Source organism: Paraglaciecola aquimarina (genome assembly GCF_032464635.1).
GTDB classification, from domain to species: Bacteria; Pseudomonadota; Gammaproteobacteria; order Enterobacterales; family Alteromonadaceae; genus Paraglaciecola; species Paraglaciecola aquimarina.
Window position 1 is genome coordinate 142,444 of the sequence record NZ_JAWDIO010000001.1, and the last position, 11,930, is coordinate 154,373.

At 37.4% G+C, this 11,930-nt stretch carries 15 protein-coding genes; 5 read left to right on the top strand and 10 right to left on the bottom strand.

Features of this window, described 5'->3' with window-relative positions; all coding sequences use genetic code 11:
* Positions 1 to 8: 8 nt before the first annotated feature.
* The 10 genes from RS130_RS00685 to RS130_RS00730 form a co-directional block, all read right to left on the bottom strand.
* On the bottom strand, positions 9 to 797 hold the full coding sequence (locus RS130_RS00685; protein WP_316024337.1) for a BNR-4 repeat-containing protein: 789 nt from the start codon (positions 795 to 797) through the stop codon (positions 9 to 11).
* 4 nt (positions 798 to 801) lie between these two features.
* Positions 802 to 1,071 carry a hypothetical protein gene (locus tag RS130_RS00690; protein ID WP_316024338.1) on the bottom strand — a complete coding sequence of 90 codons (270 nt, stop codon included), beginning with the start codon at positions 1,069 to 1,071 and terminating at the stop codon, positions 802 to 804.
* The gene (locus tag RS130_RS00695; protein ID WP_316024339.1) at positions 1,037 to 1,447 is read right to left on the bottom strand and encodes a hypothetical protein; all 411 of its coding nucleotides are present in this window, start codon (positions 1,445 to 1,447) and stop codon (positions 1,037 to 1,039) included. Before RS130_RS00695 ends, RS130_RS00690 begins: the two co-directional genes overlap by 35 nt.
* Positions 1,448 to 3,403: 1,956 nt before the next feature.
* Positions 3,404 to 4,249, bottom strand: a complete 846-nt coding sequence (locus tag RS130_RS00700; protein ID WP_316024340.1) for a replication initiator protein A — start codon at positions 4,247 to 4,249, stop codon at positions 3,404 to 3,406.
* Positions 4,246 to 4,635, bottom strand: coding sequence for a hypothetical protein (locus tag RS130_RS00705; protein ID WP_316024341.1), 390 nt, complete (start codon positions 4,633 to 4,635; stop codon positions 4,246 to 4,248). Before RS130_RS00705 ends, RS130_RS00700 begins: the two co-directional genes overlap by 4 nt.
* A gap of 1 nt (position 4,636) precedes the next feature.
* On the bottom strand, positions 4,637 to 5,668 hold the full coding sequence (locus tag RS130_RS00710) for a ParB/RepB/Spo0J family partition protein (protein ID WP_316024342.1): 1,032 nt from the start codon (positions 5,666 to 5,668) through the stop codon (positions 4,637 to 4,639).
* Positions 5,669 to 5,986, bottom strand: a complete 318-nt coding sequence (locus RS130_RS00715; protein WP_316024343.1) for a hypothetical protein — start codon at positions 5,984 to 5,986, stop codon at positions 5,669 to 5,671.
* Positions 5,971 to 6,582, bottom strand: a complete 612-nt coding sequence (locus RS130_RS00720; RefSeq protein WP_316024344.1) for a ParA family protein — start codon at positions 6,580 to 6,582, stop codon at positions 5,971 to 5,973. The genes RS130_RS00715 and RS130_RS00720 overlap by 16 nt, the downstream gene beginning before the upstream one ends.
* A gap of 1,581 nt (positions 6,583 to 8,163) precedes the next feature.
* Positions 8,164 to 8,625, bottom strand: coding sequence for a FadR/GntR family transcriptional regulator (locus tag RS130_RS00725; RefSeq protein WP_316024345.1), 462 nt, complete (start codon positions 8,623 to 8,625; stop codon positions 8,164 to 8,166).
* A complete protein-coding gene (locus RS130_RS00730; RefSeq protein WP_316024359.1) occupies positions 8,609 to 8,893 on the bottom strand; it encodes a FadR/GntR family transcriptional regulator in 285 nt (94 codons plus the stop codon). Before RS130_RS00730 ends, RS130_RS00725 begins: the two co-directional genes overlap by 17 nt.
* 636 nt (positions 8,894 to 9,529) lie before the next feature.
* Here RS130_RS00730 and RS130_RS00735 point away from each other — a divergent pair.
* The 5 genes from RS130_RS00735 to RS130_RS00755 all read left to right on the top strand — a co-directional run bounded on the left by RS130_RS00735 (position 9,530) and on the right by RS130_RS00755 (position 11,886).
* The gene (locus RS130_RS00735) at positions 9,530 to 9,679 is read left to right on the top strand and encodes a hypothetical protein (protein WP_316024346.1); all 150 of its coding nucleotides are present in this window, start codon (positions 9,530 to 9,532) and stop codon (positions 9,677 to 9,679) included.
* 380 nt (positions 9,680 to 10,059) lie between these two features.
* On the top strand, positions 10,060 to 10,362 hold the full coding sequence (locus tag RS130_RS00740) for a hypothetical protein (protein WP_316024347.1): 303 nt from the start codon (positions 10,060 to 10,062) through the stop codon (positions 10,360 to 10,362).
* Between the two features lie 28 nt (positions 10,363 to 10,390).
* Positions 10,391 to 10,528, top strand: a complete 138-nt coding sequence (locus RS130_RS00745; protein ID WP_316024348.1) for a hypothetical protein — start codon at positions 10,391 to 10,393, stop codon at positions 10,526 to 10,528.
* A 667-nt stretch (positions 10,529 to 11,195) separates the two neighbouring features.
* Positions 11,196 to 11,396, top strand: a complete 201-nt coding sequence (locus RS130_RS00750) for a hypothetical protein (protein ID WP_316024349.1) — start codon at positions 11,196 to 11,198, stop codon at positions 11,394 to 11,396.
* Between the two features lie 181 nt (positions 11,397 to 11,577).
* Positions 11,578 to 11,886 (top strand): hypothetical protein, encoded by a 309-nt coding sequence (locus RS130_RS00755; protein ID WP_316024350.1) that lies wholly within the window; start codon positions 11,578 to 11,580, stop codon positions 11,884 to 11,886.
* Positions 11,887 to 11,930: the final 44 nt, after the last annotated feature.

Genomic DNA, 11,930 nt, shown 5'->3' on the forward strand with positions numbered 1-11,930 from the left:
CAGGTTATTTAGTTGCGAACTTGTGCATCAGACTTTAAACGCTTGATAGGGCCATTTTCACCGACAAGGTAAATTTTTCTCCAATCTGTTCCTTTTTGTTTCTCGGCAACAATCATGCGAGCATCAGGGTGAGCATTTTCGATAATTGAGGTTAGTGCCCAAGTGGCTTTATTTCGTCTAAGTAACTCTTTTCCTTTAGTAAAGAATTCCCCGCTATTTTGGCTATGCCAGTTGGCAATCACACCGTCATCTTGTTCTTCATAGCCTAAAACGAAAGTAACATCGTTAGTTGAATTAACAATAAAATCTCCACGAGAATCGGTATTATCAATACTGGTTTGTGGATTAATGACATTACCATCGGTCCATTCGGCGCCTGTCCACTTGAAATAGTGAGTTTGTTTTGGACCGCCCGTTTTGGCTCCCAAGTCTTTACCTATATTAGTCGCAATATGGGGGTATCCATTTTCATCTAGGTGAACCGAACCGTTGAAAGTCCAATCTTCGCCGGTTCTTGCTACCAGTGTTTTTTCGTCTGCTAGTTCACGGGTAACGGGTATTGCGAATTGTTCATTCTTAACATTGCGCCAAGTATCTTTTTTAGTATCAAATACCATATAGTAAGCGTCGTGACGTTCTGTTGTATGACCGCGACCGTTGATTCCGGCTCCACCGTCCCAGCATATATGGTAGTCGTAAGAAACAATGATATCATCGCCCTGCCCTTTCCCTACCCATGCATACCAACTATCTACGGCTTTAAGATCGGTGCGACGTTTGTGTTTTAAGAATGACACTGGCTCAGAAAAATGTCCTTCCGTGATCAGTAGACTTTTGATAAACCCAATCACTGCGATGCGCGCCATGACGATAAAATAAATATATGTCGCCATTATCCATTTTTACTGCTTGGTTATAGGTACCAAATACAGGTATTGTGTTGAGCTCCTCCCAGCGAGTAATGTCATTCGGTCTTTTAGACACAACATGAATATTACGACCATAATGCGTATTTCCTAATGGATTTTTTCCATGTTTAGAGCATGCCGCCATGGCCACCAAAAAAGACATGAATATAACCTAAGTCATCTACCAACATAGTGGGCTTACCATGGTTATCCACTTTTTTTCGAGATGAGTCTTTACCCATATCACTTACGCCAGCTTTAACAGGCCCTTGCCATTCATCTGTCATATGATTGTATGCTGCGACATAAGGATCTTCTAACGGCCCCTGATATGCTACGTAAGTAATACCATTAACATGCACTCCGGCTGGATGTTGCACTACTGCCAGAGCATTGCCTAAAGCATCATCAATAGCGAAATAATCAACTTTTTCACCTAATGGTAGCTCATTATTAAGCACGCTATTACTGCATCCCATCGCGAAAATGCTAATCGAGACAAATATGCCTCTTGTTAAATCATTAAATATTCTATTCATAAAAACTCTGTGTATTAGTTGCTTTAAGACAATAGAATTAAAGCAACCTAATTTAGTCAATTTTAATCATTATAGATCATTCGATGGTGTTTTTTGTCTCAAATATCGAAAGAATTGTAATGATTGCTAATATATCCACCTCCAAAAAGGTCTAATTTGACATTCTAAGGTAATCTAATATTGATTGTTTTATATCATCAAGTAAGGATAATTTTGCTATTCATCAATACTTAGCCTGAGCTTCTAAATAAGAAGTATCGTTTCAGCTAAACACTAGTTTACGCCAAGCAATATTATTATATTTCAATGGCTTAATATATTTTTGTCTACATAACCTCAGCTAAATGTTACTCGGTAACGGAAATTTTTCGTGTATAGTAAGGCGGATTGTTGTACGTCATAGCGTGTTATTGCTAAACGATCCAACCCGGTTAGACACAAAAAGAGTGTTACTTAAAGGTTCGGCTTATCCAGGATTCAGGTTACTTAGTACGAGCTAATAGACAAAATAACTATAGTCTTAACTATGAGAGTTAATATAGTGCTTTGTTTATGGCTTACAGTGGCTCAAAGGAAACATGGTACATCCTCAGGTAATAAACCCTTCAGTTAGTCAATATTATTAGTTGTGCTGAGATATTGAAGTAATACTTTGATTTTAAATCATGCAGCTAGGCATCGCTAACAATAATTCTTTTGGTCATGATTTATACCTTATATTTGCGTCTTAGCGTCTCTCTACAGATACTTTGTGAATAACTTAGGAGGCGGGTAGATTAATGTAAAAACGTACACTGTAGGTGGTATTCAGTAATATTATTAAGAAATGACAGCTTTATTAGAGCTTATGTTTATTAGAATCCCATAGGGATTAATAATAAGTTAATAGTATTTAAGTTACTTATGTTAAGTAAAGTTAATAAGTTACGTTTTTTGAAAGTCTTGATATATATAGCTTAGATTACGATCACCGTGGTTCAAATCACGATAGTTTGTGGTTCAGATCACGATTCACTGTGTTTCAGATCACGAATAAGTGTGGTTCGATACACGATGCTATTGTGGTTCAATACCCGTGTCAAAACACAGGGTACCCACAGCATATGAACAGTTTACTAACAGGTTTTTCACAGGTGTCATGTGTTCTGTATCGGAACAAAGTGTATTGTATCTTTTTGATCGTTTCAATATACCTAAAACGTGGTTCAAATCACGAATATAATTTTAAATCAGGATTGGCTAAAAATATATATTTATCAAGTGTTTATCAAAATTACCTGCTCTGTTAATTGACATTCCGTCTATATATTTTGATAGCTCATTTCTTTGTGGCTAATGTAAAGATCTCCCTGGGGATCTTTGACCAGTTACCTTTCATTACAGTTAGATTTAAGGCATAAGCTATGCTGTTTTTAAAAAACGTGGTTCCAAATCACGATACATTCGTTTAGCTCGAGTGTCTTTTTACTGACTAAATTAGGCTAGAGCCCTTTATTATTAGGACGAGGCTATTTATTTTGTACTTTCTATACAATATATAAATGCTCATTGACGATTATAGAGCTAAAGTGTGGTTCAAATCACGATATCTACTTATGTAACAAAACAAAATGAGTAATCTTGTCGAGCATGGCTACAATCCTTTAAAAATAGGGGCTTCTGGTTAGTATTTAGGTTCATACAAGGTTTGTTTTACTTTTCAGGGATAGTGTTTAGGCGCAAAAACGTGGTTCAAATCACGAATGTCTCTTTAGTTGAAAAATAGGATTGTTAACAACTAGTCGATTATAGCTTGATATCTAGCTTAGCCCTTTAAAATTAGGACCTGTGTAGATAGTAAATGCGAGGGAGCTATATGTGGGTGTTGTTTCATTATTTAGCTAATAGAGCAAAAACGTGGTTCAAATCACGATAGGTTGAAACGGCTGACGCATATTTTTCGTTAAAATCTATTGATCAGCTCTCGCTGATGTAATTTTTGCTGGTTTTTCGTTTTACTATTAGCTTTTCAATGGTGTCTGGACCATTTTTTTCTAGTAGATGAATGTAGTAATCAGGGATACTTTGCTTAACGACGAGTTCTTTTATTTTTCTACGAAACTCTCGTAAGGAAGATCTTACGCCAAATTTGTTATGCAAATTTTTAAAACCTATTTCCCACGAGTTTTGGTTGCCGCAGTGTTTGCGACACAATTCGTATAGCCTTCTTTCATAGCCAGTAGAAAGCATGAAGTATTCAGGGTTATAGGTGAGAATTTGTTTGTTATTTAAGGCCGCAAATAAGTGTTCAGATATCACGACTTCAACATGAGTTAATCGACCTGAGTTGTCTGTTACTGCTTGGCCGTAATCGATTAAACCAAACACGGAGCCTTTTTGCGCGAGTTGGCTTCCGTCTCTTACGTTTGTATTAAAGGTTGTGCCTCGCAAGCGAACTAGCGCATCGGTTATAGCACGGTATTCACGTCCACCTGTGCCCCTATTGGTTTGCTTTAAAAAATCATAAGCGACCATATGAACCTTGCGACTGACCTGTCTTCCTCTATTAGCGGCTTCGGCTAATTGGCCAAAGCAATATAGTAAAATATCTTTGTCGTGTATGGTTGCCCTACCCTTAGAACTAGGCAGGATTTCCATCCAAGCTCCCGTTTTTGGGTTTTCAAAGCGATAGGGTTTTGGGTCAGGCCTAGTAGAAATTGCAAAAATGGGATATTCCATTGTTGAAAGCTCGCCTTTAGGTACTGCATCAATTATATCGGCTACAAATAGATCTAATTGCTCAGATAGTATCATCTCAGTCATTCGTCCATCCTCAGTGCTTTACCCTCAGTTCTGAGTAGTCTCTGTATAATTGCAACTCTGATTACGGCGCTTTTATCTTTATCTATTTTTTCAATTTGCGATACCGCTTTAATGGCGTCAATTACATTTTGTTCTGTATCTGCTGGGAGTGTAATAGATACGGATTTTGTTGTGCCTGCTGTAATAAACTCTTCTGCTATAAGATCAGTGTAATCGGGTATTTTGAATAACTCGTTTAATGCTTGATTGAGCCATTTGCTTTGCTGTTTTTTGTTAAACCCAGATTTTTCCATGTCTATAGCCATTCTAGGTAACATCGCTATTGGTATTCGAACCGTGCTTCGTCTTGATGCCGCTTGAGTCGTGGGTAGCTTGAGCTTAACCATATTAATTAGTCTCGGATATTTTATCGATGATGCCGTTCAGTGCTTCAGCTGTTTTTTTAGGATTACTGAAATCCGCTTCGTTAACATAATCTTCAATTTTAAGTGTCTTAGCTGCGGCTCTAATTAGTTTTTCAATCGCCGTTGTGTTGGCCGATTTACTTAGTTTTATGGATGATCGAGTGGGTTCTTCTTTAACCGTTTTGTTTCTTTCAATGCCTAACTTTACTTTTAGTTCTGGGTCAGACAGCTTGGCAAGATCTGCCGCTTTTTTAAGGTCAGATACCCTCCCCTCTTTTATATATTCTAATAGAGACTCTGCCTTTGCTTCTAAGACAAACATATATCTGTGTGCCACTGAACGTGATTTACCAATAATGGCCGACAACTGCATAACCGTGACGTTTTTTCTGCCGCCGAGGGCTTCTATTAACTTTCTAATTCGCAGCAATCGATCGAATAGGGTCATTTCTTCCCTATCCATGTTTTCTTTCCACTGCAATAAATCTAACTGAAACTGGCTTGGGCGTTCTAAGAAAATACGAGCATAAATGTGACTTTCTTGCAGTAAAAGATGGGTTAAGTATCGACGTTCACCTACCATAAGGTGAAAAGTGCTTTCGTCTTTCCAGGTTACTATTGGGTGCAACATAGCCTCTGCATTTTTCAAGGAGAAAGCAAATTCGACCAATGATTGAAAATCACCTATAGCTTTGCCATCAAGATTGTATGCTTTGGCTGCTTGGCGTACATAAGGCTCTATCCACTCTGAGTCTTGTTCTGTCGCCACAAAAGTTTTACAAGGATGGGTAGCAACTATTTTTAAGATAAGTGAGGAATCTATTGCTAGATCTCTTGGGTTATTCTCATCAGTTAATATGTAATCAACAGGAATAGATTTTGCGATGACATCTTTTACTTTATCAGCTGATTCAGAATGGCTAGCAATTGAGCTAACCCATTTATCTACACCAGAGTCGTCTGTAACTTTACCTGTTCCTGCTCGGTTTATACCTAACTTTCTTTTTGTAGCCATTTACCCTCTCCTTCCAAAAATTTGCTTATGAACATAATCGCCTAATGTTTTACTGTGGATATAGGCGGCATGATTTTTTTGGATATCAAATACTGTTCTAGGGCTAATTCCTTTTAAGTCCCTTTCTGGAAATGCAGTGCTTTGAGGTAAATAAATAGTTTCCGGGAACATTTGCGCGCGAAGTCGAGAATATAGTTTGTCGAGGTTACCTTTATGTAAGTTTGTATTAATCCTTACTTTATTTGGTAGAAATCCTATTAAATTGACCTGAGATTCATCACTTCTGGTGAAGTTTTCAGATTCTATAATTTGTAGCATTGAATTAATCCTTGCAGATTCTTCTCTTCGCATTCAAAAGGAAAAATTGTATGGGTAGCAGCTCTAAGAGCAGAACGGAATATAGGGTTTCTTGAAGGCCCTGTATCGAGGATGATAATGTCGTATAATTCTTTCATTTCTTCCATGTGTAAGAACTCATGGAGTCTATTAATGACTTTATGCTCTATTTGGCCCGACTCGTTATCAAATTCAGAGTTAATACGTTCAAGTAATGCTGGATGGCCGACCATTATATCGACTCTCTTTTTAAATCCGTTAGCCTCACTCACATAAGTTTCGAACGGTAAAACGGCTTTACCAAAATATATGTCTGCAATAGTAGATCGTTCTTCTAAGTCTGGGTCGCCATCATAGTCTGGGTGTAGCGGTGGTAACTGTCCGCCGACAGACCTTGGACTACTCTCCATACCAACCCAATAGTCACTAGAATTACATTGCATATCTAGGTCAACTACTAGTACATTCTTATTGGCCATGATAGCCATGTACTCTGCTAAAATATTACATACAGTGCTTTTACCGCAACCACCTTTCTGATTTAGTATCGCTAGCACTACTGAATTGTACTTAAGCATTTTATCGTTCTCTACTTATAGTTTTATAAAAACATATTTTGAATAACATACACGCTATAACACCCATATGTCAAAGGTTACGAACATTTTTGTTAATGTTATTAGATAATCATTTTTTGTTCCTTGTTTAGATACTTCTATGATCCCCCCGGGGGATATTCATGTTTTTACATAAAGATTAGTTAATTCCATAAGTACACAAATTCAATTAGTCATAGTCTTTCTAAGTTTAGGAGTATTGAGCATCATGCCAAGTAAAAACATAGCTTCGCTACAAAGCGGGAGACAGATTTCCCCCCGGGGGATCTTTTCAAAAGAGATATTATGTTGACCGCCGTATTTTTCCATGGGAAGAGATCTAAGAGCTGCCACAAGATATTTCTTATCTTGAATTTTAGCTACTTTATCAAGGAAGTCCCGAGATCCCCCGGGGGAAATCAGTTGATAACCTTATCGGCGAAATAATCTAAGTGTGCTGATTGTCTAGGTCTAGTACCAAATAAATAAAATCTACCGCTCCAAGGTAAAAATTGACTACCAGTGCAAAGGAGTACTATAGGGGATAAATCCATTACTAATTTAGTCAAGTATATTCTAATAATGTAGTTGCTAAAGGCGGGCTAGGTTATGTTAGCAGGCTACTTTTAAAGTGGTCATGGTCTGTTAACTTTTTCAGCCATCAATGGTATCAACTTAAGGGCAGGGGAGATTGCTTTACTAAAAATAAAACGAAAGTAGACTGAAGTGTCAAAAGTGTATTCTTTAATTAATGTTACATGCTGCAAGCCAGCACTATCGAAGTGCTGATCTGTTTGGTAGTAAATAAACTTATCGCTCGGCCGTCTGTTTATGACAGTGAATTCATAATACTAATGCGGCTTGATATAAGAACCAATGGAAGATCGTTTCTTCTTAAAAATCATCCGCAGTAAAGCTTGGCCTACGCAACGAGCTTACATGTTCAAAATAGTATTTATTTTGCACGGTTATCAGTCTAATGCTTAATCCTAACCAATAACTTACTCTATGCTGCTGGGACTAGCGTCCCACGCAAGATTGTTATAGCAAATGTTAAACCTATGGTTAACCGATTCTTAGGAATGCTGGTAATGCTAATATTTTTAATGGGTGAAAAAGTTTGATAATAACTTGCAGCCAAATGAACGGAGTAGCAAATAAGTAGTAATAGTGTTGGCAAAACAAAATTTCTTGGTAATTTTTGGCTTCGTAAAAAGGGGAGGGGATTACCAAAAGACTATGCTAAGGGTGAATACTCACAGGTATATTGACAATTACTTTTTATGGGCTACTAAAAACGTATTTATCTGCATATAGATATCTATTAAAAAGGTCAATGAATCCTAGACAATCCGAACCTCTAGCTATCGCACTTTTGTGTCTAGCGGCGTTGGATTGTTTAGCAATAACACGTTATGACTTACAACACTCCGCCTTGCTATAAACTAAAAATTTCGTTACCGAGTAACATTTAGCTCAGGTTATTGAGACAAAAATATATTAAACCATTGAATTATATTAACATTGCTTAGTTTACACGATATTTCTTGTCCAGAACTAAGGTTAACTAGCTGCCGAATGTTGTTCTTTTATTTGAATGTGTCGGTTAATACTATTGCCTAAATGTTCTTTAATCGCTTCTCGCGCTGAACTCTTATCATGGTTCTTAATTGCACGCCAAATTTGTCGATGCTCTCCTTGTATTACGCTAAGTAGTTTTTCATTATTAAAACTATTACTGTACTGAGTAATCATTTCTCTAGCTGGAATAACACCTGAACCTATATATTCAATTAAGCGGACAAAATAAGGATTACCTGATGCATTAGCTATCGCCTTATGGAATGCGAAATCTTCAGAGATAGAGTCTTCGCCGTTTTTACCCTTTTCCTCCATAGAAATCATGCACTTTGTTATCTCTTCCATTTGTTCTTCAGTACGCCGTTCGGCGGCCATGCCTCCCATTTCTACTTCGACTGATAAGCGCAATTCAAGTATTTGAATTGCATTATAGGATCGATTCAAATTCCACTTTATCTATTTGGAACGACTTATCGTTTTTCCTTTCAGTGATGACTACACCAACACCTTGTCGGCTATCTACTAGGCCCTCGGCTTTCAACTGGGCTATTGCCTCTCGTACAACGGTTCGACTCACTTGCGTTTGTTCTTCAATTATTTTTGAAGATGGAAGTTTATCACCTACTTTATAAGAACCTTTTAATATTTCACTTCTAAGGGATTCTACTAATTCTGTAGTCAGCCCGCCGGGTTTTTCTTCATTTGTGTGAATTTAAAAGTTGTCATATTTTTGTTTCGTAATAGTTACCTGAATAGATGATAACAATCTTGTCCGTTAAGTTCCATTTATAAGGCTTTTGTAAATAGTAGACTGTTAATTTTTCTTGGTACTACTTGTTAAGTTTTAGTAAACATAGTTGTATGATATCTTATAAATTAGCGTATAACGATAGAGTGGAGTGAGTCAGATGAAACTATTAGTTGCTTTTAGTTTGAGTATATTTTTATTAAGGTTGCACAGAATCAGAGGAAAGTCATTTACATGTTGAATTAAATACAGATAAACAAACAGCAAAAACTCAAGAAGACGCAGTTACTCACTTTAGTGATAGTCAAGGCCAAAGAAAATCTTGTTTCCATTAAAAATCAATGTCTTAGATGATAAGTGCATGATGGAGTCTATGGTACTGATTTAAAGTTAGCTGACTTGCACGACAAACGCAGGCTGTTTGTTTTCCTAGAGGCACTAGAGCATGACCATATTTATATGGAAAAACTGACAAAATGGACAAATGGTTTTTACCCGGTTTGTGTGTGGAAAACACTATCAGCTAAAAGCGAGATAAAAAGGCTTCACTGAAGCACAACAAAGCCAAATATTCGAAAAAAGCGACTTTCTACCAAACACTTGCTGTTACCTGAAACAAAACGAGGTAGCACACATGACTTAGAAACTTTGTTGTATGATTCTTTTGGTGAAGCATTAGTTATTCCTGATTTACCTCCTGACACCCGCAAGCTTTATGAACAAGCACTGCAAACCGGACGTGAAACCTAGCGACTCGCCGATCTATAATATGGACTTATTCGCTCATGGGATTGGAGAGCTAAGTCACTTATTCATGATGAAAAAGGGCCAAGTAAAAGGAGAAAAGCCAAAAAGTGTTTGTATCGAATCCGTGGCAGTTCCCCGTTATAGTGGATAACATGATGAACCTTGAGTTCTTGTTTGAAAGTAGCGATCCTGCACATAGAGAATTGGCTTTCATCTCATGCTAAAACAAACCTATTTTAATCATTATTTTTATGCAAACGGCGATGTTGCAAAAGAAAAATTTCCCTATCGCTTATCACGTATATGAATACGGCAGTAAAAAATAAGGTAACTGGCAAGGGCTTGGTAACGTCTCAGCTTGGGCTAGAGGGCGGGGATGGTCTTTGTATGGTTTTGTTAATGTCTTAGAAGCTCTGAAAAAAGAAACGCCTGAAATAGAACTCCCGGATTTTGACGCCCATGTTGAGCGCCTAGTCGCTTCGATTGACAAACTACTTGGCGATGACGTCGTTCCTCATTGGGATTATTTTGCAATTGAAGAAAATGCTGCTTCTATTGCGGCAAATCAATCTACAAGTACTTATCGATTTTCGCGAATTCTCGATTTATGTGACTTTCTTATAGACGACTACATTTTGCCTTATATTGGCTACGGGCCAATATTTATAGACAAAGATATACAGTGAAAATGCTTTGCGATTAATGGAAGGCAAAATGTCTGCATACGACGAAGAACTAATCCAAGGCGCCTGGTTAAGCCTTGGCAATTTAGGTCGCTTCAAAGCGCTAGGAACGCATATCCCAAAAGATACCTCTGCGGCGGCATTTATGCTTCAGCGTTATATCGATTAGCGCTATATACAGTTGAGTCAGAAGTAAGTCGAAAGCTATTGCTCTTGCAGATAAAATTATGGCTGAATTGACAGCGAATTATCTAACGTCGAAACACAACAGTATCGACTTTAAATTAGGGTTTGTTTTGACAGAGGCGACCGGTAACCTACCGAATGCTAAGTGAAATAGAGCACATCTATAGTGTATGCGGATTTCTATTTCCTAGAAGCCAACATACTCAAGTTAAAATTGCGCAGTAAATTATAAATAAAGTTGTTTACGCAAATGCATAAAACCGGCTCATTTCTAGCCGGTTTTTTTATTCGAATGACTGAAAGTTATAATAAATTTACAGATTATGTTAATTAAATGTTTATTTTTTGAGCCGTTTTTATCTTTTGTTCATATGTGGTCAATGCTTTTTAATTTCTTATAAAACATAGTGTTAAGTTATTGGTTGGTCAGTTTTTGTATGATTTTTCAATATATAAAATAACAATAGTGTGGCGAAGTTGATTGGTGCTTGACTGTGTCTAAGTAGATGTAGAAATCTTGTTAACAATTTTAATGCAGAAGCACAGCGCATTAATCGCTGGAGTTAGACTGAAGATGACAAGCAAACAAAGTGAATTTAAACATGTAAATTATAGTTGGGATGACTCGGTTGCTAGTGGGTTGTCACCAATTGAAAGCCCTGATATATCGTTCAAATATTTTAGGGGACGATCAACGTATTACAAATACTGGCGGTGGCAACACATCAGCTAAACTAATAAATCGACCACTTGCAGGTGAAGAAGTAGAAGTTATGGCGGGTAAAGGTTCTGGTGGCGGCAAAGAACATCTAAGCCAAAATTTTCTTCTTTGTATATGGACAAATTATTAGCTTACAAGATATATATAATAATGCTGATGAAGTGGGTGTTAAGACACAAATCAAAAGATGACATGGTTGCTATGTATCGCCATTTCTTTGCTTGCTTTACGCATGCTGCTAATTTAAATCCACGTGCAACGTCTATTGATACTCCATTACATGCCTATATTCATATAAGCATGTTGACCATATGCACCCTAATTCAGTAATAGCGGTAGCAGCTGGTAAAACTTCAGCGTTAACAGATAAATTTGGGGTGATGACCTTGTCTGAGACTGGTGGCAACGATGAGTTTGATTTAGGGTTGCAACTACAATCAATTTGCGAAAAACGTAAAGGTGCGATTCTAGCTGGGCATGGTGTGATTAATTGGGCAAATGATAATAAGAGTGTTATGACTAGCTTAGATATTATCGAGAAAGCTGCGCGCGTTATATTGAAACACGATAAAGGAGAAAATACCTTTGGTGTGGTCAGAAGTAACAACGCTAGATGCTGATGAAAGAGATGACGTGCCAGAGGTGTTACCTTTCTTACGTGGTT

Coding starts and splice junctions, on each gene's coding strand:
- RS130_RS00690 (WP_316024338.1), bottom strand. CDS start 1,071: ATGTCTTTTTTGGTGGCCATGGCGGCATGCTCTAAACATGGAAAAAAT.
- RS130_RS00695 (WP_316024339.1), bottom strand. CDS start 1,447: ATGAATAGAATATTTAATGATTTAACAAGAGGCATATTTGTCTCGATT.
- RS130_RS00700 (WP_316024340.1), bottom strand. CDS start 4,249: ATGACTGAGATGATACTATCTGAGCAATTAGATCTATTTGTAGCCGAT.
- RS130_RS00705 (WP_316024341.1), bottom strand. CDS start 4,635: ATGGTTAAGCTCAAGCTACCCACGACTCAAGCGGCATCAAGACGAAGC.
- RS130_RS00710 (WP_316024342.1), bottom strand. CDS start 5,668: ATGGCTACAAAAAGAAAGTTAGGTATAAACCGAGCAGGAACAGGTAAA.
- RS130_RS00715 (WP_316024343.1), bottom strand. CDS start 5,986: ATGCTACAAATTATAGAATCTGAAAACTTCACCAGAAGTGATGAATCT.
- RS130_RS00720 (WP_316024344.1), bottom strand. CDS start 6,582: ATGCTTAAGTACAATTCAGTAGTGCTAGCGATACTAAATCAGAAAGGT.
- RS130_RS00745 (WP_316024348.1), top strand. CDS start 10,391: ATGTCTGCATACGACGAAGAACTAATCCAAGGCGCCTGGTTAAGCCTT.
- RS130_RS00755 (WP_316024350.1), top strand. CDS start 11,578: ATGCACCCTAATTCAGTAATAGCGGTAGCAGCTGGTAAAACTTCAGCG.